Raw genomic sequence first — 26,726 nt, 5'->3', positions numbered from 1 at the left:
CGCCATGGGACTGGCGGCCGGATATATCAGTCTGATATGTCTGGGTGGAGGAGGCAGTCATGGCGCGGGAGAGCACCTGTCGGTTCGCCATCCTGGGGATGCTGTGCCGGAGGCCGATGAGTGGGTATGACCTGCGAAGCGCCATCGAGCATTCGGTGGGGCACTTCTGGCAGGAGAGCTACGGCAACCTGTACCCGACGCTGGCGCGGATGGCGGAGGAGCGGCTGGTGAAGCTCGACCCGGAGGACGGCTCGTCGGGCGACCGGGTCCGTAAGGTGTACCGGGTGACGGCCGCGGGGCGGAAGGCGCTCGCGGACTGGCTGCGGCGGCCGGTGCTCCCCCACGTCGAGCGCAATGAGCTGTTGCTCAAGCTCTTCTTCGGGGCCCAGGTGGGACCCGCGGACTCGCTGGCGCAGGTGGAGCGCAGCCGCGCCGAGGCGGAATCACTGCTGGCGGTGCTGCGCCTCATCGACGGGGAGGTCCGCCCCGCCCGGAAGGACGACCCGGAGTTCGCCTACGAGCACCTGTCGATTCGCGCGGGACTGATCGGGCTGGAGGCGCACCTGCGCTGGTGTGACGAGGCCCGCGAGGCGCTCGGGCGGCTGAAGCCGACGACGGGGCCGGCGAAGAAGGGGCGCTCGCGCTGAGCGGTCAGGCCCCGCCACATGGATGTCCAGGGCGGTTGAACTCTCGTTGAAAGGAGGAACTCACGGTCTTTTCCGCAGGGTTGTTCCCCTCGTCTGTTCATTCAAACCGAGCCGGCCCGTCCGGCCCAATGACTGTCATTCAACGTCACACCTCGAACCCATGAACCGTACCTTCCTTGCCGCAGTGCTCGCGCTGTCCCCCCTGATGTTTGCCTGCCAGCCGGAAATCGATGCCCAGAATCCGGAGACGGCCGGCGCGCCGGAGCAGAGGAGCGGCGCCTCCGTCGACAGCCACCGCGACGCGCTGCTCGCGGCGCCCTTCGTCACCCTCGAGGCGGTCGAAACCGCGCGGTATCAGGACACCTATTATGTCCACGTGGAGACGGCCTACTACGCCACCTTCTGGGCCGACCGCGCGCGCAGCATCCCCGTCAACCTGGGTTCCGCCATCCAGCTGAACTATCAATCCACGTTCTACAACTACAAGTACAACCAGGTGGTGCGGAGCAACCTCAGCACCACCCTGCAGGCTGGCGGCCACAGCTATTACATCGGGACTGGCATCTATGAGTGCGACTACGATGCGAATGGCAACATCGACCACCGCTGCGATGAGACCTCCCTGTCCCTCAGGACGGGCGTCGGCTACGACACGAGCTGGTAGTCGCTGACGAAGCGTGGCGAGGCGGTCGATCCAATGACCTCCTCGCCGCGCGTGTGAAGCGAGGCTCGGGGGCCGTGCGCGGTGGGTGAGGGGATTTCGCCGGGATTTTCGTTGAGGAGCCGAGGCCGGAACTGGCGCGCCGCCGAATCGCGCGCCTCCCGGCCCCAGTCACTCATGCCCCGCATGGGGGGAGACCTGGACGATGAAACCTCGAAAGCACACCCGGAATTGGACGAGCAAGGCCCTCGTGGGGGCGCTGCTGCTGCCCTCGGCGGCCTTGGCCAACGAGACCCATGTCTACGGCATCGCCGAGTTCGGCAGCGCGTCGAGCGGCCTGTGCGAGGCCAAGACCCACAAGGTCCACACGAAGTCGGCGGCCGAGTTCGCCGGCTACTTCACCTCGCTGAAGAACAGCGGCAAGTGGTCGGACGTCCGCACCCTCAACAACGGGAGCGCGCGCGCCAACCTCTGGAGGGACGCCGCGCTGGTCTCCTCGCCGAACGGTGAGGACGACCGGGCCAACGCGGGCGTCGACGACGCCGACGTCGTCTTCGTGCATACGCACGGTGGCCACAACCTGGGCTACAACCAGAGCTGGCTGGTGATGGGCAGCAACGTGGATGGCTGCGCGGCCATCACCAACGACATGCGCCTGGGCAACACCAAGCTGAACATCGCCGTCGTGAAGGCGTGCCAGTCCGGTGACTTCGAGGTCTGGAAGGCGGGCGGGTACAACGGGCTCGCGCCGACGAGCAGCAGCTTCACCGTGTGGAACGCGTTCCACGGGGACTCATCGTGCGGCAACTTCGTGAAGCGCTACGTGCGGCGCTACGTCTCCCAGTCGCGCAGCACCGGCGTGGGCGAGAACTGGATCGACGAGTTCTACGACCACGATTACGGCAAGAACAACGACGACTGCCCGGTGTCCATCGTCTTCGGGGAGACCGAGGCCAAGCGCTTCAAGATGTACGAGTCCGGAGGCTGGACGGACCGCCACAACACCGGCCCCAAGGTCCGCTCCTCCTACTACGGCGTCTACGAGTGCGACCCCGACAACGGCATGAAGCTGCCCTCGCAGTGACCTCCCGCCAGGCCCTTGCCCGGAAAGACCTCCACGCCATGAAGACTCCATTCATCCGTCTTTTGACCGCCCTCCCGCTCGCCGCCGCGCTCGGCTGCGACAGCGGCGCGCCCGTCGACCCCGCGGAGCTCGACACCCACGTGGCGCCCGCGACCCTCGGCTTCGTCTTCGACTCCACCCGCATCGCCACGCCTCCCTCGGGGGCCCTGCCCACCACCCTGTTGACCCAGAGCGCGTTCACGGACGCGTCGCTGCAAGGGTTGCTGGTGGGCTCGACCGAGGCCTTCTCGGACGTGGAGGCCTTCGGCACGCGCAGGGACAGGGAGTCCCGCACCTGGCGGCTGGAGAGCGACCCCGCCGAGGGCCAGGTCCTGGTGCTCAACAACCTGGGCAGCGGGCCGGCGACGCCGCAGGACCCCGCGGTGTTGCAGCGAACGGCCCTGGCCCGCCTGCAGCGCTGGGGCATCCCCACGGCGGAGATGGGGCCCGTGTTCCAGCGGAAGACCTTCGTCCAGCATCGTGAGGAGGGCGTGGAGACCTCGCCTGTCCTCCACCGCCACAAGACCTTCGTCGTGCGCGCCATCAATGGCATCCGCGTGGAGGGCCACCGCGCGGTGGTGACGCACGGCGTGGATGGCACCTTCCAGCGCGCGCTCATCACCTGGCCTCCGCTGGCCCGCACGGGGCATCTGCTCCGCACGCGCCTGTCCACCGCGGAGATCGAGCAACGCGCCCGGGAGGCCCTGCTGGCGGAAGGGGAGACCGCGGGGAACGTGCGCCTCTTCTGGAAGTATGTCCCCACCCAGCTGTCGACCGGTGAGTGGACGCTGACGCTCGAAGTGGGCGCCGGGACCGTCGGCGTGACGGGGCCCAACGGCTCCGAGGAGCCGCGCATCATCGACGTCGACGTGAGCGCGGTTCCGTAGTCGGGCTTTTCGGTCCCGCCGTCCCCACGGGCGGCGGGGCTGTCGGATTGCGATAGGCTGGTGACGTGGTGCGTCCTGAAGGACGAGAAAGAGGAGCACGTCCATGCTCCACCAGACCTGCGGGTGAGAGTCCCGTCCGGGTAGACACCGGAGTGCCCGGTAGCAGGCCCCAGCCGGTCGCCGAGAGGCGGCAGGCCACAGCGGGGCGTCAAAAGCCTCCGACAGGGAGGGAGCAAGAGCACGGGCCGCAACATGAAGTGAAGCCTGCCGCCTCGACAGAGACACAATGGGAGAGCCGAGCCGAGCATGTCACGGTGAAGGCCAGGTCCGCTGCGGACGAGTCCGGGTGTGAAGCAGCGGAACTCCCCGGGGTATGGGGCGCGGCACGTGTTCAAGGAGTGGTGGGGAACAGGAGAGACCCGACTGCGCAGCCGTCGTCGCGGCAGGGCCCCGCGTATAAGCCGAAGGCGAAAGCGAGGGGAGTGCAGCGGGAGTCCGAGGGGGCCGTAGTACCGATGAGGGGCGTGCAGGACAACGCGCCCGGAGGGAAGGGCCCCTGCTTGAGTGGTGCTTGGGTGGGAGGTAAGAGCGAGGGCATGAGCCGCCACGGCGGCTCCAATCTCCCCGGTGGACCAGAGTCCACCGACAAAGTTCGACGACTCCAGCGCAAGCTCTTCGTGGCAGCCAAGCGGTGCAAGGAGCGCCGTTTCCATGCGCTGTATGACCGAGTCCACCGGAGTGACGTCCTGTGGGAAGCGTGGGAGCGGGTTCGACGCAACAAGGGCGCGGCTGGCGTGGATGGAGTCACGCTGGCGGCGGTGGAGCGGTACGGCGCGCAGCGGCTGGTAGAGGAGCTGGGCGAGGTGCTGCGAGCAGGAGCGTACAGGCCGCCCGCGGTACTGAGGCGGTACATCCCCAAGGCGGACGGGAAGCGAAGGCCGCTGGGCATTCCGACGGTGAAGGACCGCATCGTGCAGATGGCGGTGAAGTTGGTGCTGGAGCCGGTATTCGAGGCGGACTTCCTGCCGTCCTCGTATGGCTTCCGGCCTCGCCGAAGCGCGTTGCAGGCCCTGGAGCGCATCCGGGAGGTAGTCAATGCCGGATGTCGCCACGTGCTCGACGCGGATATCCGCGATTACTTCGGCAGCATCGAGCATGAGCTGCTGATGGAGCGGGTGGAGCGACGGGTGTCGGACCGCAGGGTGCTCAAGCTGCTGAGGCAGTGGCTGAGTGCGGGAGTGGTAGAAGAGGGCCGGTACTCCGAGACGGTCTCGGGGACGCCGCAGGGCGGAGTGGTTTCTCCGTTGCTCTCCAACATCTACCTGCACGTCTTCGACAGCGTGTGGCAGCGGCAGTGCGCGCGGGTAGGCGAGCTGGTGCGCTACGCGGATGACTTCGTGGTGCTGTGCAAAAGCCGCGAAGCTGTCGAGGAGGCTGAACGAAGAGTGCGAATCATCTTCGAGAGGCTGAAGCTACGACTGCATCCGGAGAAGACGCGGCGAGTGGAACTCACCGAGGGCAAGGAAGGCTTCGACTTCCTGGGCTGTCACCTGCATCAACGCATGTCGGGCAAGCTGCTGGAGGAGCGTGGCCTCAAGCGCTACTACCTGCACAGATGGCCGTCAGCGCGGAGCATGAAGCGGGTGAGGGCCCGGGTGAAGGAGCTGACGAGTCGTCAGCGGTACGGGGTGAAGGACGTGCGAGTCATCATCGCCGACCTGAATCCGGTGCTGCGAGGGTGGGGCAACTACTTCCGCAGCGGGAATGCAGCCCGGAAGTTCAATCAGCTCGACTCCTACGTGTGCAGGCGGCTGCACCAGTTCATGGTGAAGCGCAGGGGAAGGAACCTGCGAGCCGGACAGGCTCACGAGTGGAATCGGGAATGGTTCTGGGGACAGGGGCTCCACCGATTGCGTGGGACGATTCGTTACCCGAAACCGTGCATGCTGCACGACAACACTCTCGTTAAGCCGTATGCGGGAAAACCGCACGTACGGTTTGAAAGGAGGCGGGTGGAAACGGGCCGCTGACCGGTACCGCGCCACCCATCTACCAATGAACGAGGCCGACGAGCAGTCGCGAAGCGCCCGCATCCTGGAGCAGTGGCTGCCTCGTATCCATGCGAACCCCGAGGACGAATCCACGCGGCTGGTGATGGCGGACCAGCTGCTGGAGGTGGGCGACCCCCTGGGCGAGTTCATCGTGCTCCAGTGCTCCGCCGCTCCGGACCCGACGCGCATCGACGCGTTGCTCGCGAAGCATGTCCGGAGCTGGGAGCTGTCCCTGGGGGGCCTCGTCGAGCCTGGGACGACCCGGTTCGAGCGGGGCTTGCCCGTGGCGGTGCGGATGTCGGGAGAGGCGGCGCGTCGGATTCCCCCCGAGCCAGGACCGGCCTGGTGTTCGGTGCGGGAGATCGACTGGGTGGGGCTCGCGTGGTCTGTGGTCCATGGACAGTGGCTCGCGCATCCGCACCTTCGGGGCGTGACAAGGATGCGGAGCGTGGAGCTGTTCTGGGCCCGGTTGATGGGGCAGCCGCCTGGCGTCACTCGACTGGAGCTGTGTGGGCCTGTCGTGCCCCAGGTGCGCGGCACGCCCGTGGCGGCGGATGTGTTCGACAGGCTGGCCCTGCTGCCGAGCCTGTCGTGGCTGGAGCTGCGTGACGCGCACCTGGACGATGTGAGCCTGTGCGCGGGCTCCAGGCTGGCGACGAAGCTGGCGCGCATCGACATCGTCGGGCAGGGACGCTGGTCGCTCACGGTGAGGCCGGGCGCGGAGGTGCCCATCGAGGCGACGCTCCTGAGCGAGCGGGCCATCGATGATTTCGAGCGGGTCCTGCGCGCGGCGGAGGGGTTCGGGTCCCGGGGCCTGCGGGTGCGCCGGGAGCACAGCCTCGATGCCGAGCGCGTCGAGCGCCTGCGCCGGGCCGCGTCTGGGTTCTCCCACGTGGAATGGATGTGAGCGTGTCCACGTCGCGGTAGAGTGGTGGTGTGGAAGACAGCGTGTTGGGTCACCTGGAGCGCGCCGCGGAGTCCTTTGCCCGGTACGACGAAGACGAGGCGCTCGGCGCCCTGTTGGCCGCCTGGCGGGTGTGTCGCTCACCGGCGCTGGTCAAGCTGTGTGAGGAGGTCGAGCAGCGCCTGGTCGCGAATCGTCTCGACGCGGAGGGCAACGAGAAGCCGTCGCCGGACGGGACGCGGGAGGTCACTCCCAGAGCCATGGCGTCGACCCTCGTGTCGGAGACAAGGCGGTCCTCGACACTGGAGATGTTCTACCTCGACCAGGTCCTGCGGATGTCCCCGAACCCGCAGCTCGGGCCCGCGCTGGTGAGCCTGTCCGGGCGGCCCGAGTTCCAGGTTCCGCTGAACCTGACGAAGCTGTGTCTGGCGCTCAAGCACGTGGGCCCGCCCTTCGACATCGCGCCGCTCCAGGCGCTGCAAACCAGACTGGCGCCGGACAACGAATCCGCCGGTCGGCTCGCCTTCATCATCCGGATGGGGCGTGAGTGGGTGCCTCCGGTCCTGGGTGCGCGCGCCGAGGCCGTGCTGCGGGACGTGCGCAACGCGCTCGACGCGAGAGGGGACCACGAGCGGCGCCGCGCGAGCATCCGGGAGCAGTGGCTGCCCCAGGTCTACGCCCAGCTCGACGACGATGCCGCGCGGCTGGTGATGGCCGATGAGCTGGTGGCCCTTGGAGACCCCTGGGGCGAGTTCATCGTGCTGCAATGCTCGCCCGCTCCCGATGAGGCCCGGGTCGACGCGCTGCTCGCGGCGCATCGAACGAGCTGGGAGGAGCCTCTGGGGCTGCTCGTCATGCCGGGCACGACGCGTTTCGAGCGAGGGTTCCCAGTGGCTGTCCAACTGGGTGGGAGAGCCACCCTTCAACCGCCCTGGCCCGAGCCGGGCGTCGCGTGGAGCACGGTGCGTGAGATTGATTGGGGCGGAGGGCTCGACAGGGAGTGGTTCATGCATGCGCACCTGCGCGGTGTCCGACGGATTCGTCGGATGGCTTTCGCGGCGGCGCACGACCTGGACCTCCATCCTTCCGTGAGCAGGCTAGAGTTGTGTGAGTGCGGAGGGCACGGGGCCCATCTGGTCGCCGGGCCTGGGGTTGGCTGGTCGAAGACGTTCGAGAAGCTGGCGCTGCTGCCGAGCTTGTCGTGGCTGGAGCTCCGCGACGCGGACCCGGTGGGCCTGCGCCACTGCGCCAACTCTTCCCTGGTGAGAAAGCTGGAGCGCCTGGATGCCGACAGGCAGGCCGCATGGCGGCTGACGGTGCGGCCCGCGGAGCAGGTGCCCATCGAGGCGACGCTGGTGAGCGAAGAGGCCGTCGGCCGTTTCGTGGACGTCCTTCGCGCGGCGGAAGGATTCGGGACGCGAGGGCTTCGCGTGCGCTGCGAGCGCAGGCTCAAGCCCTGGCAGATGCAGGAGCTGAAGCAGGCCACGGAGGCCTACGCTCACGTCGAGTGGGGGTGAGGCCCGCTGGGCCCAAGGACAATTCATCTGTCCGGTGGCGGACTGCCCTCCCGCGCTCGCTTGAGCAATGTCTGGCAATCCCTACCATCTCCAGGTGGAGGTCCCACGCCCATGGACACCCGCCTCGATCTCCTGTCCCGCGAATACCTGGAGTCGCCTCACGCTCATCTCGCGGAGCTGCGACGCCGTGGCCCCGTCGTCCAGGTGGACCCCGGTGGCATGTGGCTCGTCACCCGCTACGACGAGGCACAGCAGGTGCTCAAGTCCGCGAGCCTCTTCTCGTCCCAGGGGCTGCGATTGACCGCGCAGCCGCCGTGGCTCCAGCGCGTCAACCCCTTCGCCGACTCGCTCCTCTTCCTGGATCCGCCCCAGCACGGGCGACTGCGCGCGCTCATCAGCCGTGCCTTCACTCCCGCGGCGCTGGCACAGTTGGAGGCCCGCCTGCGCGGGGTCGTCCGGCGGCACGTGGCCGACATGATGGACAAGAAGCACGTGGACTTCGTGGACGCCTTCGCCATGCCCATTCCCGCGACCGTGATGGGCTGGCTCCTCGGGCTGGATGCCTCGTTGCAGCAACACTTCATGCGCTGGACCCATGTCCTCGTCACCATGAATGGAGTCCAGCCGGAGGGCGCAGTGGGGATGGAGCGCCAGCACCGCACCCTCGATGAGATGGAGCGGTATTTCCAAGGCGTGCTGGACGAGCGGCGGAGCGCTCCGCGGGATGACATGGTCAGCGACCTGCTCCGGGCGCGGATGGACGGGGTGGCGCTGACCCATCACGAGTTGATGAGCTTCCTCTTCCTGCTGCTCGTCGCGGGGCTGGAGACCACCGTCAACCTGCTCAGCCAATGCGCGCGGGTGTTCTTCCAACATCCGGAGCTGCTGCTCCGCCTGCGCAAAGACCCCACTCTCATCCCTCGCTTCGTCGAGGAGACCCTGCGCTACGAGCCCAGCGTGATGTCCACGCTGCGCCTGTGCACCCAGGACGTGACGCTGGCCGGAGTGGAGCTGCCCCAGGGGGCCCTGGTCCTGGTGTCGCTGGCCTCCGCCGCCCGCGACGAGAAGTATTTTCCGGACGGCGACCGGTTCATCCTGGAGCGGGAGGGCCCGCCGCGCCTCTCCTTCGGACATGGGGCCCACTACTGTCTGGGGGCCATGCTCTCGCGGATGGAGGCGCGCGTCGCCCTGGAGGAGCTCGTCTCCCGGGTGGAGCGGCTGGAGCTCCGCACGGAGCACATCGACTGGACGACCTCCCTCATCGTCCGTGGGCCGGTCACGCTTCCCGTCGAGGTCTTTGCTCCCGCGACGGGACAGCCCCTGCCGGCGCGCCTCGCGTGACCCAGGACCTGTCCGCCAGTCTCGTCACCCTGGGGAGCCTGGAAGGGGAGGGGAGACCAGTTCCAGTGGTCGGACGAAGCGCGGGCCGCGAGGGAGGGCGGGGTGGGTGGGGCCCAGGGCCAGGATGGCCACCAGGGTGATGAGCGACTGCTGCTCCCAGCTCAGGGCCCCTGCGGAACGTAGCGCAGGCGGGTGCCTCCGATGCCGTGCTCGAAGAGCACCTGCTCGAGCGGGGAGGAGAGGTCTCCGCCCGTGGCGGTCCGCTTCAGTTGGTCCTTCTGTCGGTTCTCGACCTTCGTGGGCGGGTGGGCGGCCTTGTTCGCGAAGAGATTTCTCTCGGACTCCTCTGCCTTCCGTCCTGCCTTCGCGGTGCCTCCGCCGGTCATCGGATACAGGCCGTCGTCCGGGAGCATGTCCGCGAATTTGTGGGTTCCGTTGGCGATCTCCTGGAGACTCAGCACGCTGTTGAAGATGACGGAGCGGTGTCGGGCGGGCTCAGCGACCATCCAGGTGACGAGCATCTCCCTCAGCAGGTCGTGGAAGCTGGCGAGCGCGTCCGGAGGATCCTCGGCGGGGTTCTTCACCATCGCCAGCATCGCCTTGGCGAGCACCGGGTCGTCCACGCTCTCTGCTGCCTGCAGATGGGTCAGTCGCTTGAGGAACTCGGGATAGCTGACCTTGTGCTCCGGTCCGGCGTTGCCGGGCGTTCGCAATCCCTGCTGGTTGGGGTTCTCGTCGTAGGCAATCGGCGCGCCATGTCCGAGAACGATGAACTCTCCCTTGGGCAGGCTCTTGCTCGGGCCCTTCACGCCAATGGGGATCCTCCCGGAGCCCACCGGCAGGCTGAGCAACTTGCTTTCTGTCTTTTTGCTCTCCGCGACCTCGCGCAGGCCCTGGGCCGCCGAAGCCCACCAGATGAGCCCGTCACCACTGGGCGTCAGCTCGCCAGTACTGACGGAGCGGGTCCGGCCGGTGGGATCTTCGGATATCGCGGAGTCGATGACGTTCACGTCAATGGGGGCCCCGGGAGTGTCGGTTCCAGGCTTGACGTGGTCATGGAGCCTGTTGGCCGCGCCGCCCAGCGCCAACGAGGCCCTGGCGCTCTCGTTGTCTGGGGGGAGGGTCGGCTGTTCACGGAGCACGGGGCGGCTCTTGATGGCTTCGATTCGCGCCTTGAGCCTGAGGCCCGCCATCTCCTCCTCGCTACCCGGAGGCGCCTCTTTGGCCATCCACGCCCCGATGTTCTTGGACAGGGTGTTGAGCTTGGGGAGATAGTTCTTGAGAACGTTCTTGCTCGCGGCGGGCGGACCCCCGCTCAGCATGTCGAACTGCGCTTGCAGGTCCCCTGGAACCAATGCGTCTCCCGGCTGGGGCACGTGATGGTTGGCGCGAAGCAGCCCGGTGGCGCCGTCGTAGATGTTGTTCGTGGCGTCATCCCAGATCTGGTGCTCCAGCAGTCCCGGAGGAATCAGTGCGAGGTCGGGCGCCGGGCCGGCGTAGGTGGTGTCCTCCGGGACGACGCCCGCTCCCTGCCTTCGCCATTCCATCCGCTGGATGGGCGCGGCGGAGCTCGGTGCGCCCGGGTTGAGCGAGGTGCCGACGCGCGACAGCGCCCGCACGCGAGGACTCTGGTCGAGCTCTCCCTGACGCGCTCTCAACTGGCTGACGTGGGGGGAGTCCGTCGTGTGCCCCGCGCGCATCACGGGCTGCCTGGCGCGCTCGTGGGTTGACCGGGCCATCTGGGTCCGCATGCGGGGCTCCTGTCCATGCCACGTGGAGGCCAGGGATTGTGGAGGGCCCCCCGGGGCGAAGGAAGGAGCGGGGACGTTCGGCCCTGTCCCAGGACTCGCTGGGGCGGTGGGATGCACCACCGCTGACCTTGTCAGGTCCAAGAACTCCATGACGGGTTCGTGCGCGAGTGGAAGACGGAGGGCTGACGAAGCCGCGTCGGCGGTGGCCCCAGGGGCGGGCTGAGGGTAGCGTGACCGTCCATGCGTCACACTCTCATCGTGTCCTTGTCGGTCGTGCTGTGGGCGACGGGCTGTGCCCATTCGGGGGCTCCGTCACTCCCCGCGAGTCATGGACAGCTCTCCCTCGCGATGGCGTACCAACTGGACCCGGAAGGCAATCCGCGCGAGCCCTCGGAGCTGCCGCCCGCGTCGTTGTTCAACCCGGGGGCGAAGGGAGGCGTCGCGCCGGAGAGGGCGCGTGAGGCTTTCGTCGAGGCCGTGGCGCTGTTGAAGGGCGCGCCCACGGAGGCGCAGGTGCGGCAGGCCTCCGCGACGCTGTCGGCCGCTTGCGCCGTCGACCTGTTCGACGCCTGTGAGTTCCTGCTCACGAACTTCCAGCCCGTGAAGCGGGTGGAGGGGCCGTCGATGCCGGACATCCCGAGGGAGGCTTTCCTCCTCCGCAAGCCGCAGGTGGTCGTCCTCCGGGGCCGGGTGGACACGGACGGACGCGCGCGGGAACTCCAGGTCGTGGAGTCTCTCTTCCCGAAGTTCGGAGAGGAGCTGGTGAAGGTCTTCGCCGCGACCCGGTATCAACCGGCCATGCTCGCGGGGCATCCCATCGCGACCTCGCGCCTCTTCCGGATCCAGTTCCAGATGCCCCTCGAGAACCGGACTCCCGAGGCGGAGCTGGAGTGGGTCCGGATGCGCGTCGCCCGCTTCCCCGGGAGCGCCGACGCCTGGTCGCACCTGGCGAAGTTGCTGGGCTCACAGACTCCCGAGGCCCCTGGCTATGTCGAAGCGCTCGAGCGGTTGAACGCGTTGGCACCGACGTACTGGTGGGCCGCGAACGAGCTGTCATGGCACTACGTCCAGGCGGGGCGCCACGCGGAGGCGGAGCCGAGGGTGCGGGTGGCCCGGCAACTGGCGCCGCGCAACGCCTATGTGCTGGAGACCTCCGCCGCGGTCCTTCGGGGGATGGGGCGGTGCGAGGAGGCGCTGGCGGACCAGCGGCAAGCCGTGGCGAGGCTCCAGGAGCAGTGGCCGCGAGAGGAGCGGGAGCGGTTCGAGCGCACCCTCGCGGACTACCAGCGGGACTGCCCGGGTGGGTCCCCGCCCGCGCCGAGTCCTGTCGCGCCCTGAATCGCCGCGTCGTCGTCCTGCCTCACGCGACCTGGCTGGTGCCGAGTTCTCCCGGCGCCGCCTACGCGTGAAGAAGGAAGCCGCGAGCGCCGGGTTGCGAGGATGCGCGGTTCGATGATTCCTCTCATCCGCGAGCGCCCAGGCCCACGTCGCGGGAGGCTCCCGCTTCATGCTCCACCGCACCGAGGAGGTGGGGTCGCCATGGCGAAGCTCTCGCTGCCTCGCCTCGTCGCGGACGTGCGTGGCGTGACAGCCGCGTGGCGGTTGGAGATCATCTCGTGAGCCCATGCACCTCCGCGCGGGCGCCGTGAACCCTCACGAGGTCATCCAGCGATGCACACCGTCATTCAACGGGTCGAGTCAGCACGGGCTTTGGAGTCGCATGCGGCGAGGCCGGTCGCGCAGCGCTTCTCCGCGGGAGGGAGCGCGTTGGGGATGCTGGCGGAGCGCCTCAATCAGCGCCCCTCGGTCCAGGCGCAGCTCCAGCGTCAGCGCGCGTACGACGGAGGGCCTCGCGCGGCGCCGGTGCAGCGGATGTCGTGGGGCGGGAGCGGCGTCGTCCAGCGCGAGGGTGACAGCGACAGCGAGGACGTGGTGGACGCGGACCCGTCGAAGTACGCGGACTTCGATCGGAGGGCGCATGAGGAGTTCCTGCGCAACCCCATCTATCAGCAATGGGTGCAGTCGATCCTCGAACAAGGCTCGGTCAATGTCAGCACCGGGAACACGGACCCATATGCCCCGCTCGCGGCCTGGCGCCCGCTGGCCCGGCAGATTCTCATCCAGGAGCGGGTGACGCCGTCGCCCCGGCGCGCCAGCATGATGGCGTTCGAGATGACCAATGCCTTGCAGACGCCGCGGACGGACGCGTTGAAGGCGCGGGCGCTGGCGGGCGAGTTCGAGGACCCGTCCGATGTGAACGCGGGAGAGACACGCTATGCCCACGAGGCGGAGCGCTCCGAGTACGACGGCCTGTCCATGCACCACCAGATGATGGCGCATGGCATCCAGAACCTGGGATGGCCCGCCGCGCTCGACACCTACGGGCCGAAGCTGCAGGAGGGTGGAGTCTGGGACACCTTCGAGAAGTACCTGGCGCAGCAGGAGCAGCGCGGGCACACGAACATGCATCGCTCCAACTACAACCAGTGGCGCGGCCCCTGATACCGGGGGAGCTGTCGGTCCCAGGCTCCTCGCGACAGCAGCACGGTCGTCAGCGAGGCTGTGTCGCGTGGACCTCCCACGCGACCTCCAGGCTCTCGTGCCGCCGGACGGTGACGCTCTTCAAGAAGCCCGGCGTCTGCCCTGGCACGAGCCGGAGCCCCGGGAGGCTCCGGAGCAGGGCCTCCAGCGCCAGGCGCGCCTCGAGCCGCGCGAGCGGGGCGCCGATGCAGAAATGCAGCCCCTGTCCGAAGGCGAGGTGCTTCTTGACGTCAGGCCGTCGGACGTCGAAGCGCTCCGGCTCGTGGAACCGGGCCTCGTCGCGGTTGGCGGACGCGTAGACGATGCGGATGTGGGCGCCCTGGGGGATGGGGACGCCCCCGAGCTCCACGGGCTCCAGCGCGGTCCGGAACATGGCATGCACGGGGGAGGTCATCCGCACGGCCTCCTCGACGGCGCCCGCGATGAGGGCCGGGTCCTCCCGAAGGGCCTGGAGCTGCTCCGGATGTTCGAGCAGGAGCTCGACCGCGCCCACGATGAGGCCCGCGGTCGTCTCGTGCCCCGCGAAGTGGACCTGCATCAGCATGCTGACGAGCTCCGCCATGCTCATGGGCGGCGTCAGCTCCCGCGAGCCGGTGACGATGTCGCTCAGCAGGTCCTCCCGGGGCGCTGTCTTGCGTTCCTCGAGCGCCTGGGCGAGGTAGCGCTGGAATTCGACCACGCCTCGGGCGCAGGCGACCTGGTGCTCGATGGGGCCATGGGCGGCGAGGACCGTGGTCAGCTCGTCGGACCAGCGCCGGAACCGGTGGATGTCCGCGCGGGGGATGCCGAGGATCTCCGCGATGATGCTGGCCGACAGCGGATGGGCGAACCGGAGGAACAGGTCCGCCTTGCCCTCGTTCCGGAAGGAGTCGATGAGCTCGTCCACGAGGGCGCGGATGAAGGGCTCCTTCTGCGCGAGGCGCCGCCCGGTGAAGGCCTTGCTGACGAGGCCGCGGAAGCGCGAATGCGCGGGCGGATCATTGTCGACGAGGCTGGGGACCAGGGGGTAGCCGTCCATCAGCGCGGCGACGACTTCGGGAGGCGTGGTCGCGGCGCCCACGGTGATGGATTCAGCGGAGGAGAAGCGCTCGGTATCGGCGACCACGGCGCTGATGTCCGCATGTCGCGTCACCACCCACGCCCCCAGCGCCGGGCTGAAGAACACCGGCGCCTCCCGCCGCGCACGCGCGAGGAACGGGTGGGGGTTCTCGAGTTGGGGAGATTCGAGCGGGCGGTACTCGGACCCGAGTCCTGACGCGGCGCTGTCCTTGAACATGCGTGCTGCCCTCCCTCGAAGATTGGTCGGAGGGCAGAAGCCTAACCCAAGGGAGGGCCGCCAGCTCAGGGCTCGGAGAAGCCGCCGCGCACCCAGGCGTTGGCGGTGTCTCTGTTGAACTTGAAGTTCATCGGCACGCGATGCTTGGCGACCGTGGTGCCCGCGTCGTCGATGGCCGAGAGCAGGGCGTGGGGCTCATACTCGTCGGCCACCAGCTCCATGCGGACCTCGTACCAGCGCCCCTCCCAGGCGATGGAGAGCTTGCGGGTCATGGCCTGGTCGCGCTGTCGGGCGGAGCGGTCGAGGACCTCCGAGGCCGTCTTCACGAAGGTCGCGAACGCGGGCGCGTCGAAGGGCTTGGGGTTCTTCTTGTCGCGGCCCATGACCCACGGGCTGATGAGGACGGGCTCGGGGATGCCCTGCTTGCGGATCTCCACGGCCCAGCCGTCATCCTCCTCGTTCTTGATGACGCGGGCCGACCAACCATTCTTCCGCCAGAACGTGGGCTCCATCACTTCGGGTTCGGCGGGCGTACGCTCTTCACTCATGCGGTTCTTCATACCCTCCGACGGCGGTGGGACGGAGCGGAGAATGCGCCTTCTCCGCGCCCCGGCAGTCGACCGCGCGCTCGACGCCCTCGCTGTCGAGCGCTCCACGACATCGCCTCCGTTCGACGGGCACACTGCTGCAGACTCAAACGTCCGCAGGCGGGGCTCATGGCGGAAGAGGGCCGACGCCAGGAGTGAGCGACTGATTCGGAATTGGAATCCGTGAGGATGCCACGGCGCTGCCCATCGGCCCGCACGAGTCAGCGCGGGATGGGCTCGGAGGCGCGAAGTAGGGAGGTGAGGGGAGGTGGCTCGGGGATGATGTAGCGGTCCATATCCCAGACGAGCGCGAGCGAGCCGGTCCACCCCGCCCGAGGGCCGCCGAAAGCTCGGCCCGCCGAAATGCCGAGCGCGCCGTAGGAGCCCAGCCGCACGGCGAGGGAGGGGGCCGCGAGCGCGGAGAACTCGGTGGGCGCGTCGTCTTCCTTGGCGCCTCGCCAGGTCGTCGAGAAGTCGATGCCGACGTGAACAAGTGATTCGATGCCGTATCGGCGCCCGCCCATGCCTCCGCCGATATGGATGGCGGCACTCCCCTCGTTGAGGGAGTCGGGCAAGATGCGGCGCCCCATGAGCTGGAAGGCCACCCAGGGCGTCACCTCGTAGATGAGGCCGAGCGCCGCAGCGCCGACGCGAACGTCGGGGAGGCTGGGTGGCTGGGTGTCGGTGGGGGGGGCGAGCAGTCGGGGGCTCGTCTCAAGCGTGACTCCCGCGCGCACCCCGAGCCGCCAGGTCGGTAGGGCTTGCCTCGCGCAGAGGGAGTACAGGGCGTACCGCTGTTGCTCGAGGACCGCCAACTTCTCGGGCTCCGTGCCGAGGCTGGGACTCAGTGCCTCGGCGGACTGGTAGCACTGCTCGCGCTCCGGGCGTCGCGGGTCGGTCAGGTCCCGGATGTTCCAGAGAGCCCACAGTCCGTATTGATAAGCGATGCGCTGATGTTCGTCTGGGAAGGGCTCGGTGACAGCAGTTCGGGTGAGCGGTAGCTCGAAGCGGAACCCGAGGCTGTGCTTCAGGCCTGACTCCCCCTTGTCTACGTTGTGCGCGCCTGTGTTGCTCTTGCCAGTGATGTCGTCCTCGTTGGTGAACAGGCTGTTCATGATGCTGGGGAGATTGACTTGGAGCCGGCCTCCGGAGAGCGCGTGGGCCGCACCTAGTCCACCGGAGAGCGCAAGGGAGAGTTGGTCAGTACCGCCCAGGCGCTCGACGAGCCCGAGGGGTTGGGAGGTGATGGATCCAAGCGCGGAGGAGGTGGTGGCTAGGACGTCGCTGGAGACGGCGCGGAAGAGGAACGAGGCTCTGAGCAAGGACTCCTGCTCCCTCCAATGCGAGGCGACCTGGGAGGTGCTCGAAGCGAGGGCCTCGGCCGTCGCCTTCGCGAGCGTCGCGCAGGTGTAGGAAGGGGAGGGGGCGAGCAGGTGTGTTTGCAGTCGCGTCGCTGCGTTCCTTCGCGGAAGGAAGAGTTCAGTCTTGCGCGTGCGGAGCCGTTTCTCGAGCTTCTCGAGCGTGCGTGCCTGCTCTCCCAGTTTGGAGCAGATGGGGTCAGAGGTGTCGGAACCGAGGCACTTCTGCTGGAAGTCCTTCAGGGCGTCGCCGAGACTTTTGATGTCTGTGTCGAGCCCAGAGAGGGCGTTGCTGGCATCCTCAAGCTCTGTCTCAGAGGTACCCCAGCAGTCCTGCTGGGCTTCCTTGAACCTCGGATCTACGAAGAGAGTGGAGAGCGCCGCGACGAGCTGCGCCTGATGCTCGTGGCGTCGAAGCAGGGACGAGATGACCTCATCAGGAGGGGGGCGGTCCGCCGAGGCGACACCCGCCAGCAGGAGCGACCCGATAAAGACTCCAAGACGATACATGGGTGACATGGGGCGCCTCCTCATCGCTTGGATTGGTCGGCCAGCCGGAGCGCTTCATCCAGGATGCGTTCGAACCCCAGGCCCACGGAGAAGTAGACGGGGCGACCGCTCTTGATAGGAAACACGGCTGTGTTGAAGCCTACACCCGCTGTCAGCATTCCCCTGAAGAGGAGGAGATGCCCCTCGATGCCAAACTCCGCGGCTTGGCGCTCGTCGAAATCGAGCTGATCCACGCGGATGCCCACTCCCGACACGACGGCGAGCACACCTCGCAGATCAGGGGAGATTTCCTTGCCTGGGAAGTAGGTGAAATCCGCGCCGACTCCGAGCGAGAGGGTGCCCCACGTTCCTCTGAGGTTCTCGGCCTCGGGAGTGTACCTCCGACTGAAGTTCATGCTGAGTCGAGGGCCCGCGAGGACGTACCAACCCGTCCGGTCGACGAGGAATCTCAACGTCCAGGTTGCGGTGCGGAGCCGGCCGTCGAACGCTGATGGGTTGGCGAGCGCTGGCGTCGTGGTCGTGGTCGCCGTTGTTCCAGAAGGAGGAGGTGGGCCGGCGCCAGGAGGCACGTAGCTGATGGTGATTTCGATGACGTCCCCGGCCGTGGCACCGATGATACGTGGTTGAAGGCGAATTTCTCGGAAACCCAGCATCTCCACGGAGTGGATGTTCTTTCGAAGCAGGTTCAGGACTGCGCCGCTTGAACCTGACTGTTTGCTCTCGGTTGCGATCTTTTCGAGCGCACTGATGAATGAGCTGAAGTGAGGGGAGGTGCGAGAGAGCGTGAGCAGGTCGGTGGCTTCCTGTTTTGCGCGTTCGTCACTCTCCCATCTTCGCCAGTTTTTGAGGGTCGCTCGGAGTCGCTCCTGCACCACCGGGGCATCGAGAGTCGACAGCTCCTGCGCATATTCGGTGCTTCGCTGCGCCATAAGGGGGCGCGCCTTCTCATACTCGGCCTGAAGGATGGCGAGCGTGGGGGCCGCGGGGCCAGCTCCGTCGCAGATGCGGGTGGTTGCCCGGGTGAGGAGGTCACACGCCGCAGTCAGACGAGAGTCGGTACACCATTCGAAACTTGCGGCACGAAAGCGAGTATGCGAGTCGCATACATCATCGCGCGCGCTGCCGCGTTCACCGGTTCCGGCGGCGAGTTGTTGCCACCGTCGAAAATGGAGGAAGTAGATGTTGAACTGATCGAGTTCGAGTGTCGCGCGGCTTCGCGCGAGCTTCTCTCTCAGTTCCCTGATGCTCTCATCGTGAGTGGAGAGGATGCTCTTGCCCAATTGAGCAACCGTCAAGATTGACTTGAGTGTCTCGCCTGCCTTGTCGTCAAGGGTCTCTTCCTCGCGACTAAGGGCGTCGCCATTGGCCAGCAGGTTGTTGAACGAAGCCAAATAGGCGTCACGATTGGGAAAGAGATTCAAAAGCGCCCAGAGGACTTGCACTTGGTGTTGTTGCTTTTCAGCGGGAAGGGATGGATTGGAGTCTGTCTTCTTGGAAAGGGGCCTTTTTGAGTTGGAATACCCTGCAGATAGGGTGTCGAACAGCTCACTGTGATAAGTCTCGCTCGTGGTCCGCATATTCTCGACCATTTGGAGGATGAGGAGGACGTCCGCGACAAGGGCTTCGGCGCGTGCGAATTGATCTGTGACGGATGGGGTGGCCCTACCAATTTCCCGATAGCCGGGAATCTCGATCTCCCGGGACGTAACCCCCCCGGTGATGACCTTTCCTTCAACGTCGACGCGCCCTACTTGGCCGGAGAGCTCCTTGATGAGTGAAGGGTTGAACGCGATGACGATCTCGGAGCGTTCCCCCACCTGGAATCGGCCGGGTAGGAAATGATTGCCCTCCAGGCACGGCGGCATCTTGAGGTTATTGAGCTGAGCGAACCTGCGCAGGGTATGCGAGACGACGTCCGTGGTTGGCTCTGCATCTGTCTTGCCGAAGGGCTCGTACAGGTCGAAGCTCGTCTCGGATAAGAGCGACTCCCGTCGCTCTTGGATATAGGTGAAGTAGCCAGGGTGAAGCGCGTCACATGATGTGCTGGGCGGCTGAGCGAGCACCGGTCGCGCAATCCCGATGGTCACCAGCGTCACCGCCAGCACTCCGCGCGCGTTGCGCCAGTTCATGGGGCACCTCCGTCCTCACCAGCATCCGTGCTGCCAGCATCAGCTCCCGCGTCCCCTGTGCCCGCGTCTTCTGTGCCTCCATCCGCGGTGCCCCCGTCTTCTATTCCTCCATCCGTGCCGCCTGCATCCCCGCTGCCGCCATCTCCGGCTCCCGCGTCCGCGATACCGCTCCCGGCATCACGCGGCGGGAATGGCCAGACATCGACGGGGCCTCCTCCCGAGACGTTCCATCGGCGCGATGGACACACGGCTCCCTGTTCGGAGAAACAGAGTCCTCGCATGGTGTCGCATTGGCAATCCTTAGGACAGTCTACGCTCTGCCGGCAGTCATTCGTGCAGAAGAGCTCCGCGCAGCAGTAGTACCCTTCTTTGCACTCGGTGTGCATCCGGCAGTATTCACGGAAGTCCGCCCCTCCCGCATCAGGGCTCTGACCATAGGGCTGTGGATCGCAACCCGTGCCAGTGAGGCCCCATAGCAGAATGGCGACAAATGGCGCGGAGGCGGTCAGCCGCCTGCGTGTGACTGTCATTGTTCCCCCACCTGATCAACGACGTGGTGCTGCCATTGTTGCTTGTGGTGGATTGGATACGACTGTGAGCTATTTGTCAATCAACGCAGGTCTTGCGCATGGCGCCACTTCGAATGAGTGGATTCCCGTCGGTGGGTGGCTTTCACCTCATTTGTGGATGGGTCGAGATGGACTCGCTATCGGAAACCATCAGCACTCGACTTGTGCCAGCTTCGTTGAGTCAATTCACCGGACTTGCATCAGCAGAAAGGCGATGCGTGATTCCTCGAGTAACTCACACATTTGAATCTGGGCAGAGTGACTCAAGTGCTCGGAGTGGATGTGGATTAGGTGCCTGGATTGGGGGGCATGTCGCTGCCGGTGCGGGGGACGAAGTTGGTCAATCGGTATTCGCTGACGACGAGAACAATACTCTGCGCTGTTGCGGCTATGCGCAGTGCTGTCCACCGTGGGGCATGATCAAAAGTGCCGTCTCGTCGGGATGCCGATGTCATACTGGTAGCGGCTCACCGCGAACATGCAACTGGCGAAGGAATAGGGATGCGCTACTACCGACTCGACCCTATCGACGACGCGGCGGCCGCCCAGGGGCGCTGGAGCCTCGACGCGAAGCGACGCTGGGGCCTGCCGGGGACGGAGTGCCCTCGGTGCCACTCCTCGCCGTTGGCCATCGCGCTCAACTACCCGAGCGTCGATCTGTCCAAGCTGCCTGAGGAGCGGGAGTACCGGAAGGCGAGGGTGGCCCCGTGGGACGAGTACGTCCAGCTCCGTGACCGCATCCTGCCGCTGCTGCCGCCAGGTGCCGTCGTTCAGCCGGGAATAGGGATGGGGCCGCTTGCGGGGCGGGTTCGCGGGCGCCCGTCACCCGTCGCGATGGATTCGTCGTGGAACCTCTTCGCCCAGCCCGAGGGCGTGGAGCGGTTACTGGCGGCGGGCCTGTGCGGCATCTCGCCGGTGCCGACCGCGATAAAGACTGCGCGCGACGTCCCTCCACTCCTGGAGATCGAGCTCCAACTGGGCGGTGACTACACGCCAGAGTGCCGCCCCGCGCCGGTGGGCGAGCCGGGCCCTGTGTGTGGAGCGCAGAGAAGGCGGAGGCCGGCGGTGGGTGCTGAGTGGCTCGACTCCTCCGCGATGCGCGGGCTCGACGTCTTTCGGTTCACATGGAACCCAGCCATGACGGTTGCGAGTGAGCGCTTCGTGGTGGTCCTCCGCGACCTGGGCGACACCGGTATCCGGGTGACAGAGGTGGCCGTCAGGTGGCCAGCCGAGGCTGGCTCGTCCCCGTAGCAGGCGGTGCGGCCTCCGGACAGCGCACTCCAGGTCAGTCGAGGGGCAGGAAGTCCGGCCGGGACGCGTTCTTGGACATGGGCCCGGTGGGCCCGTCGTTGAGGATGCACTCGCCAGCGATGGGCTCGGACACTTCGCAGCCCGACTTCGGGTTGCCCCAGCGCTCGGTGCGGTTCAGCCAGGACAGGCTCCCCTCAAAGGTCCCCGGCGTTCGCCAGTCGAAGGGGACCAGCGCGCTCCACGTGTCCCATGCGATGCCGCGGCCGGTGTCGTCCGCCAGGAAGTCCCCGTTGGGCAGGTTCCGGTAGATGTGCCGCGCGGCATCCGCGTAGAGGCCGTGCGAGCCCTGCGCGGAGAAGAGCTCCGGTCGCCAGCCCGACAGGCCCAGGCCCTTGTCGCCATACGTAAATGTCTGCCCGCTGGCGTGCTGGCTCAGGTAGACCTGCGACGGGCGGCCCTCCACGAAGCGCACCGTGGCGTGCTCCCAATCCCCCACGTGGTTGCCAAAGGTGGAGTACCCGCCCACGCAGCCCCAGGGCGAGTACCAACCGATGCAGACCCGCTTGCCATTGTTGTATGGGTAGAACATCCAATACACCACGTCGGTGGTGGACGTGGCCTGGCCGTTCACGGTGCGGGTGATGAGTTCCGCATAGACAGGCACCGGCGTCTGGTTCGGTCGCTGCCCGTCCAGGAACTGCGGGTCCGTGCAGGAGTCGCAGCCCAGCGCCTGGTTCGTCACCTGATGACCGCCCTCCACGTGCACGTTGGCGAGGTGGAACTCGGTGGAGGAGGGGAAGTAGGCCTCGCTCGGGTGCAGCCACACGCGAGGGGCGAAGGCCGCCGCGGTGGCCGCGCTCACGGGCAGCCCCTGGAGCTCCGGGTGCGCCGTCGCGCTCTTGTTGATGGCCCAGTAGCGGCTGCCCCCTGTGTCCGAGTGACTGGGACGCGCGACGAAGGTTGAGGCGGGCAGTCCCCTGTGATCCCTGGCGTTCGGCTGCCAGAGTCCCACGTCGTTGTCCGCGCCGGAGCCGCTGTCATTCCACAGGGCGACCGGAGCGGCGGCCACCACGTACTCGCTCTTGAGGCAGCGAATGAGGTCCGTGGAGGGCTTGCCGTAGCCCAGCACCCCGACCGCGCCCAGGCAGGTGTAGCCAGCGGGCGCCACGGGCTCCCAGAACGAGCCGTCATGGGTGCCGCCGGAGCCCTTGTCGTTCCAGACCCAGACGTAGTCCACGGGCCGCGCGAGCAGGTCTCCCTCGCCTTGCACCACGAGCGCTGTCGAGGGGGCGGGGCCTCCGCCGCCGTTGGGCATCGCGACATCGCCCAGGGAGTAGTAGCCCGGAGCCTGGGCGAGGTTGGGCCGCCAGATGGAGATGTCGTTGTGCGAGCCCGTGCCGCTGTCGTCGTAGATCCACTGGAAGGCGGAGACGGACTTGAGGAGGAGTCGCTGGCTGAAGCGCAGCGGCGCCCTGTCGGAGGTGAGGGTGAGGTCCGCGCTCTGGCCCGGTGAGGCGGTCGCCGCGACGAGCTTGTACGTGCCGGGGGCCAGGGAGACAGCGAGCCGCGCGCCCAGGTTGCCCGCGCTGTTGTCGTCCTCGGCGAGCACGTTGCCGCTGGCGTCGAGGAGATAGAGGTAGGCGTCCACGGACGAGGTGAGCGAGAAGGTCACCGTCGCCGAGGGGCCCGCATGGTCGACGATGAAGGTGCGATTGCCGGGATGCGTGGGATTCCTGCCACCCGAGCCGAGCCAGCGCCCATACACCGTGTTGCCCTGGAGTCCCGCGAGGGACGCCTCCGTGTCGCGGAGCACGGTGTCTTCCACGGCCTCCAGCGGACCTCCACATCCCAACGCGCTCACTCCCAGCGACGACAGCACGAGCCAGCGGCGTGAACCCAGACGTCCAGCGAGCATATGGGCCTCTTCATGATCCTGCGTGAGCGCGCAGGATACACTCGATGCGGAACGCGACCATCGCTGCCCCAGGCTCCAGGCAGCGGGCCTGGCATTCGAGCCCCGGACCCGAGAGGGCATGTCAGACCGGTGATGTGCAATCTCCTCGGCGGGCGCGCGCGGCCCAGGGGACGGCGGACCCCTCTGAGCAGCGGCGCCACGACATGAACCCGTGGAGGCTTGGGACTTGGAACCCTCTGGACGCAGATTCGGAAGCGCCGTGGTCATTGGCGGCAGCATGGCGGGACTCCTGAGCGCCCGGGTGCTCGCGGACCACTTCGACACGGTGACGCTGGTGGAGCGGGATGTCCGGGGGGAGGGGCCCGCAGCGCGCAAGGGTGTTCCGCAAGGGCCGCACATCCACGTGCTGCTGGACGCGGGCCGGCGCATCCTCGACAAGTACTTCCCGGACCTGTTCGAGCAACTCCAGGTCCAGGGCGCCGAGCTCATCGACTCGAGCGGGGACCTCGCCTGGCACCACTTCGGGGTGTGGAAGCTGCGCCGCACCAGCGGCATCCCCGGGTTGCTGTGCACCCGGCCCCTGCTCGAGTGGAACGTCCTGCGCCGGGTGAAGGCGCGGCCCAACGTCGTGGTGCGCGAGGGCTGTTCCATCGAAGGGCTCATCCACGACGAGAAGGGCACGGGACGCATCACGGGCGTCCGGGTCAAGACACCCCAGGGCGAGGAGTCGTGGTCGGCGGACCTCGTCGTGGATGCCAGCGGCCGGGGCTCGCGGATGCCTCAGTGGTTGGAAGCCATCGGCTACGCGCGCCCGGAGGAAGAGCAGGTCGTCGTGGACCTTTCCTACACGACGTGCCTGCACGAGCCGCCGCCCCACTTCCAGAAGGAATGGAAGGCGCTCTTCCTCTATCCAAATCCTCCCAAGGCCTGGCGCGCGGGCTTCATCTCCCACGTCGAGGGAGGCCGGTGGATCGTCACCCTCAATGGCTACTTCGGGGAGCACGCGCCCACCGAGTACGCGGGGTTCCGCGAGTACGCGCGCTCACTGACGCGTCCGGACCTGTACGACTTTCTGAAAGAGGCCACGCCGATAGGGCCCATCTCCCAGCACAAGGTGAAGGACTGCCGGTGGCGGCACTACGAGAAGCTGCCCCGCTTTCCCGAGGGGCTGGTCATCCTGGGAGACGCCGCGTGTGCCTTCAACCCTCTCTACGGGCAAGGCATGTCGGTGGCGGGGCTTGGCGCCGACCTGCTGGACACCTGCCTTCGCGAGCAGACCGGACGAGGCGAGCTGTCGGGCCTGGCGCAGCGCTTCCGCGAGCGGCTGCCTGAAGTCATCCGGCTCCCGTGGCTGTTGGGCACGGGCATGGACCTGCTGTATCGGCAGGCTGTCGGGAAGCGGCCCTTCGGGCTGGGCTTGCTGCACTGGTACATCCTGCGGCTGATGGAGCGCACGTCGACGGACGCACACGTCCATCGCCAGTTCTACCGGATGCTGCACCTGCACGCGGGGCTGGAGGCGGTTCTCCAGCCCTCCGTGGCCTTGCCCGTGTTGAGCCATGGCGTCATGTCGCTCTTCCGCCCTCTCGAGCGGCTGGCGAATACCGAGACACGACCTCCCCCTGTCACGCCCCCGCGTCCAGGCCCTGTCCCGGTCGAGAAGTCGACGGGGTAGAGGGGCGTGCTCAGCCTCAACCCTCGCTGCGCGGAGAACTCCTTCTGCGTCAGGCCGCTCGCATCGAAGGCTTCGGCGACCTGGAATCCCTCCTGCTTCTCAACCGGCTTCGACATTCCGGCCAGGGCCCTCCACAACTGCTGGCCCGGCAGTGCCTCCCGCCACGTCGCTCGCCGGACGGTGACGTCCGTTCTGCTCGGCCAGGGGACGGGAACCGCCAGCTCATCGCGGCTTGCGCGCCATCAGGAATACGTTCTGCGCGCTGTCGCCGACGTCGGGCGTCTCGATATCGACGAACCCCGCATCGGCGACAGCGGCCCGAAGCTCGTCTCGGCGGAGCACCGTCACCCGTGGCGCCTTGCCAAGCCAACGCATCACCGCGAGGAGGCCCCCGAATATTGGCCCCAGGGGGCCGCCGAGGCACGCAGTGGAGGTGACGAGCGTGCCCCCCGGCACGGTCACGCGATACATCGCGTGCAGGAGCGCCGCTGGATCGTCAAGCAGGTGCAGGAGGTTGTAGGCGCATACGCAGTCGAACTGCGCGTCCGTGAACGCGTCCAGCGTGCCGGCAGGCTGCGCGTGGAAGACGACGTTCGCGGTGCCCGCAGCCGCGGCCTTGCGGTGGGCGATGGCGATCATGTTCCGCGAGATGTCGACCCCATGTGCCTCCGCCACGTGGGGCGCGAGCTCGAGGACGATGCTGCCGGTGCCACACCCCACGTCGAGCAGTCGGTCCGTCGGGCGGAGCCGGTCCCTGCTCAGTGCGAGCTTGCGAGCGGTCGCGGCGGGGTTCGGGAGCGGTTTCTTCGCGTACCTCTCGGCAATTCCGTCCCAGAATCGAGCGTTCGGGTGCGTCGTCATGTCGGCCTCCTGGTCCGCTGGTGGATACACCGGAGGCGTTCGGTCAGGCTGGTGCGTCGGCGGAACGCTGTGGTGCGTCCGTGCGCCGCCCGGCGTACCGCGCGATGCGACGCTCGAACCCCTCGCGGATGACGCCGCGGACCGCCTGCACGCGCGCGTTGTCGCGCAGGTCCGGGTGGTACAGGAGCCAGATATCGGCGACGTGCCGGGCGTCTGCCTCTGGAAGCCGTACCAGCCCGGGCTCCGCGTCTCCGACATAGGCGGGGAGGATCACGAGGCCGAGCCCCTCGCTCGCCGCGCGCACCAGCAGTTGCAAGGTGGAGAACGCGCCCCACATCGGCAGCCCCGGATAGCTGCCCTCGCGGACGAGGGGCTCGAGTTGACGACGATCTTCGATGGTGAGCCACCGCGCCGCGCCCCCGCGTGGATCAAGCCGCTCCACATGCGCCGCTCCAACGAAGTTGACGCACACGATGGGGGCAAGCCGCCGCCCGGCCAGGTACTCCGGTGGCGTGGTGTCCCTGGGGAGTGCCCGCACGGCGAGGTCGGCTTCGCCCTTGGCGAGGTTGAAGGGCCGGCTGTCAGTCGTGACCGCGATCTCCACGCTTGGGTGCTGCTCGCACCAGGGCCGCAGGTCCTCGAGGATCTGCCCTGCGACGTACTCGTCGCAGCACGTGAGATGGACCGTCCCCGACAGGCTCTCGTCATGTCCGGCAGCGCCGCGCGTCAGCGCGCAGACCTCGTCTTCGACGCGCACGGCCGCCGGCATCATTCGCTCGCCGGCATCGGTGAGCACGAACCCGTCGCGATGCCGGTCGAACAGCCGGGTCCTCAGCTCGAACTCGAGCGCGTCGACCCGCCGGACCACCGTGCTGTGGCTCACGCCGAGTGCAGCGCCGGCGGCGCGCACCGAGCCGAGCCGAGCCAGGGCGAGGAAGTAGCGGAGATCGTTCCAGTCCACGGGGGAAGACTATACCTGTGACGCACGGTAACGAGCCGCCGCGGAGCGAACCTCCGTCAACTCCACCGCGCGAGGGGCTGAAGCACAGGACGGAGACAAAGGGCCTGGAATCCTTGAGGTTTCCCTCTCGACTCCAGGTCCTTCCAGGGGCGCGGCGTACGGGACTCGACCCCGTACTCCAACCGACGCTCCCCCCACGCTGCACCTTGCC

20 protein-coding genes are annotated in these 26,726 nt (G+C 67.4%); 12 read left to right on the top strand and 8 right to left on the bottom strand.

The genetic code is table 11. The features are described from left to right. Window positions 1-59 precede the first annotated feature (59 nt). The 8 genes from AC6JA9_RS24165 to AC6JA9_RS24130 all read left to right on the top strand — a co-directional run bounded on the left by AC6JA9_RS24165 (window position 60) and on the right by AC6JA9_RS24130 (window position 9,131). On the top strand, window positions 60-647 hold the full coding sequence (locus tag AC6JA9_RS24165; RefSeq protein WP_497957909.1) for a PadR family transcriptional regulator: 588 nt from the start codon (window positions 60-62) through the stop codon (window positions 645-647). Between the two features lie 160 nt (window positions 648-807). After that, a complete protein-coding gene (locus tag AC6JA9_RS24160) occupies window positions 808-1,311 on the top strand; it encodes a hypothetical protein (RefSeq protein WP_497957908.1) in 504 nt (167 codons plus the stop codon). A 202-nt stretch (window positions 1,312-1,513) separates the two neighbouring features. Beyond that, window positions 1,514-2,392, top strand: a complete 879-nt coding sequence (locus AC6JA9_RS24155; protein WP_497957907.1) for a hypothetical protein — start codon at window positions 1,514-1,516, stop codon at window positions 2,390-2,392. A 38-nt stretch (window positions 2,393-2,430) separates the two neighbouring features. Further along, a complete protein-coding gene (locus tag AC6JA9_RS24150; protein WP_497957906.1) occupies window positions 2,431-3,318 on the top strand; it encodes a hypothetical protein in 888 nt (295 codons plus the stop codon). 596 nt (window positions 3,319-3,914) lie between these two features. Continuing rightward, the gene (ltrA, locus tag AC6JA9_RS24145) at window positions 3,915-5,348 is read left to right on the top strand and encodes a group II intron reverse transcriptase/maturase (protein WP_408888341.1); all 1,434 of its coding nucleotides are present in this window, start codon (window positions 3,915-3,917) and stop codon (window positions 5,346-5,348) included. A 25-nt stretch (window positions 5,349-5,373) separates the two neighbouring features. Then, window positions 5,374-6,276, top strand: a complete 903-nt coding sequence (locus AC6JA9_RS24140; RefSeq protein ID WP_497957905.1) for a TIGR02996 domain-containing protein — start codon at window positions 5,374-5,376, stop codon at window positions 6,274-6,276. Window positions 6,277-6,317: 41 nt separating this feature from the next. Then, window positions 6,318-7,790, top strand: a complete 1,473-nt coding sequence (locus AC6JA9_RS24135; RefSeq protein WP_497957904.1) for a hypothetical protein — start codon at window positions 6,318-6,320, stop codon at window positions 7,788-7,790. 111 nt (window positions 7,791-7,901) lie between these two features. Continuing rightward, window positions 7,902-9,131 carry a cytochrome P450 gene (locus tag AC6JA9_RS24130; protein ID WP_497957903.1) on the top strand — a complete coding sequence of 410 codons (1,230 nt, stop codon included), beginning with the start codon at window positions 7,902-7,904 and terminating at the stop codon, window positions 9,129-9,131. A 161-nt stretch (window positions 9,132-9,292) separates the two neighbouring features. On the opposite strand, the gene AC6JA9_RS24125 is transcribed toward AC6JA9_RS24130, so the two are convergent. After that, window positions 9,293-10,882: a hypothetical protein gene (locus AC6JA9_RS24125; RefSeq protein ID WP_497957902.1), complete on the bottom strand. Its 1,590-nt coding sequence runs from the start codon at window positions 10,880-10,882 to the stop codon at window positions 9,293-9,295. Between the two features lie 240 nt (window positions 10,883-11,122). Between AC6JA9_RS24125 and AC6JA9_RS24120 the strand changes: the two genes are divergently transcribed. Continuing rightward, window positions 11,123-12,220, top strand: a complete 1,098-nt coding sequence (locus AC6JA9_RS24120) for an energy transducer TonB (protein ID WP_497957901.1) — start codon at window positions 11,123-11,125, stop codon at window positions 12,218-12,220. A 333-nt stretch (window positions 12,221-12,553) separates the two neighbouring features. Next, window positions 12,554-13,384: a hypothetical protein gene (locus AC6JA9_RS24115; protein WP_497957900.1), complete on the top strand. Its 831-nt coding sequence runs from the start codon at window positions 12,554-12,556 to the stop codon at window positions 13,382-13,384. Between the two features lie 49 nt (window positions 13,385-13,433). On the opposite strand, the gene AC6JA9_RS24110 is transcribed toward AC6JA9_RS24115, so the two are convergent. From AC6JA9_RS24110 to AC6JA9_RS24095, 4 genes are all read right to left on the bottom strand, one after another. After that, entirely contained in the window at window positions 13,434-14,699 is a 1,266-nt protein-coding gene (locus AC6JA9_RS24110; RefSeq protein WP_497957899.1) for a cytochrome P450, read from the bottom strand. A gap of 65 nt (window positions 14,700-14,764) precedes the next feature. Continuing rightward, on the bottom strand, window positions 14,765-15,247 hold the full coding sequence (locus AC6JA9_RS24105; protein ID WP_223747320.1) for a hypothetical protein: 483 nt from the start codon (window positions 15,245-15,247) through the stop codon (window positions 14,765-14,767). Window positions 15,248-15,507: 260 nt separating this feature from the next. After that, window positions 15,508-17,163, bottom strand: a complete 1,656-nt coding sequence (locus AC6JA9_RS24100; RefSeq protein WP_497957898.1) for a hypothetical protein — start codon at window positions 17,161-17,163, stop codon at window positions 15,508-15,510. A gap of 11 nt (window positions 17,164-17,174) precedes the next feature. Further along, complete coding sequence (locus AC6JA9_RS24095; protein ID WP_497957897.1) at window positions 17,175-19,283, bottom strand: hypothetical protein; 2,109 nt, start codon at window positions 19,281-19,283, stop codon at window positions 17,175-17,177. Window positions 19,284-20,353: 1,070 nt separating this feature from the next. Between AC6JA9_RS24095 and sitI6 the strand changes: the two genes are divergently transcribed. Continuing rightward, window positions 20,354-21,103 (top strand): SitI6 family double-CXXCG motif immunity protein, encoded by a 750-nt coding sequence (gene sitI6 / locus AC6JA9_RS24090; RefSeq protein ID WP_497957896.1) that lies wholly within the window; start codon window positions 20,354-20,356, stop codon window positions 21,101-21,103. Between the two features lie 34 nt (window positions 21,104-21,137). Here sitI6 and AC6JA9_RS24085 read toward each other — a convergent pair whose 3' ends face one another. Continuing rightward, window positions 21,138-22,928 (bottom strand): Vps62-related protein, encoded by a 1,791-nt coding sequence (locus tag AC6JA9_RS24085; protein WP_497957895.1) that lies wholly within the window; start codon window positions 22,926-22,928, stop codon window positions 21,138-21,140. Between the two features lie 301 nt (window positions 22,929-23,229). Between AC6JA9_RS24085 and AC6JA9_RS24080 the strand changes: the two genes are divergently transcribed. Further along, a complete protein-coding gene (locus AC6JA9_RS24080; RefSeq protein ID WP_497957894.1) occupies window positions 23,230-24,693 on the top strand; it encodes an FAD-dependent oxidoreductase in 1,464 nt (487 codons plus the stop codon). Window positions 24,694-24,915: 222 nt separating this feature from the next. Here the strand turns inward: AC6JA9_RS24080 and AC6JA9_RS24075 are convergent, their stop codons facing one another. Both AC6JA9_RS24075 and AC6JA9_RS24070 read right to left on the bottom strand, forming a co-directional pair. Continuing rightward, window positions 24,916-25,554, bottom strand: a complete 639-nt coding sequence (locus tag AC6JA9_RS24075) for a class I SAM-dependent methyltransferase (RefSeq protein WP_223783712.1) — start codon at window positions 25,552-25,554, stop codon at window positions 24,916-24,918. 43 nt (window positions 25,555-25,597) lie between these two features. Beyond that, window positions 25,598-26,515 (bottom strand): LysR family transcriptional regulator, encoded by a 918-nt coding sequence (locus AC6JA9_RS24070; protein WP_223783711.1) that lies wholly within the window; start codon window positions 26,513-26,515, stop codon window positions 25,598-25,600. Between the last annotated feature and the right edge of the window lie 211 nt (window positions 26,516-26,726).

The organism is Myxococcus sp. MH1 (assembly GCF_059738865.1).
The sequence above is the reverse complement of the archived record's forward strand: the minus strand, read 5'-3'. Positions and strand labels throughout refer to the sequence as shown.

Coding starts and splice junctions, on each gene's coding strand:
- AC6JA9_RS24165 (WP_497957909.1), top strand. CDS start 60: ATGGCGCGGGAGAGCACCTGTCGGTTCGCCATCCTGGGGATGCTGTGC.
- AC6JA9_RS24160 (WP_497957908.1), top strand. CDS start 808: ATGAACCGTACCTTCCTTGCCGCAGTGCTCGCGCTGTCCCCCCTGATG.
- AC6JA9_RS24155 (WP_497957907.1), top strand. CDS start 1,514: ATGAAACCTCGAAAGCACACCCGGAATTGGACGAGCAAGGCCCTCGTG.
- AC6JA9_RS24150 (WP_497957906.1), top strand. CDS start 2,431: ATGAAGACTCCATTCATCCGTCTTTTGACCGCCCTCCCGCTCGCCGCC.
- ltrA (WP_408888341.1), top strand. CDS start 3,915: ATGAGCCGCCACGGCGGCTCCAATCTCCCCGGTGGACCAGAGTCCACC.
- AC6JA9_RS24140 (WP_497957905.1), top strand. CDS start 5,374: ATGAACGAGGCCGACGAGCAGTCGCGAAGCGCCCGCATCCTGGAGCAG.
- AC6JA9_RS24130 (WP_497957903.1), top strand. CDS start 7,902: ATGGACACCCGCCTCGATCTCCTGTCCCGCGAATACCTGGAGTCGCCT.
- AC6JA9_RS24125 (WP_497957902.1), bottom strand. CDS start 10,882: ATGCGGACCCAGATGGCCCGGTCAACCCACGAGCGCGCCAGGCAGCCC.
- AC6JA9_RS24120 (WP_497957901.1), top strand. CDS start 11,123: ATGCGTCACACTCTCATCGTGTCCTTGTCGGTCGTGCTGTGGGCGACG.
- AC6JA9_RS24115 (WP_497957900.1), top strand. CDS start 12,554: ATGCACACCGTCATTCAACGGGTCGAGTCAGCACGGGCTTTGGAGTCG.
- AC6JA9_RS24110 (WP_497957899.1), bottom strand. CDS start 14,699: ATGTTCAAGGACAGCGCCGCGTCAGGACTCGGGTCCGAGTACCGCCCG.
- AC6JA9_RS24105 (WP_223747320.1), bottom strand. CDS start 15,247: ATGAGTGAAGAGCGTACGCCCGCCGAACCCGAAGTGATGGAGCCCACG.
- AC6JA9_RS24100 (WP_497957898.1), bottom strand. CDS start 17,163: ATGTCACCCATGTATCGTCTTGGAGTCTTTATCGGGTCGCTCCTGCTG.
- AC6JA9_RS24095 (WP_497957897.1), bottom strand. CDS start 19,283: ATGAACTGGCGCAACGCGCGCGGAGTGCTGGCGGTGACGCTGGTGACC.
- sitI6 (WP_497957896.1), top strand. CDS start 20,354: ATGCGCTACTACCGACTCGACCCTATCGACGACGCGGCGGCCGCCCAG.
- AC6JA9_RS24075 (WP_223783712.1), bottom strand. CDS start 25,554: ATGACGACGCACCCGAACGCTCGATTCTGGGACGGAATTGCCGAGAGG.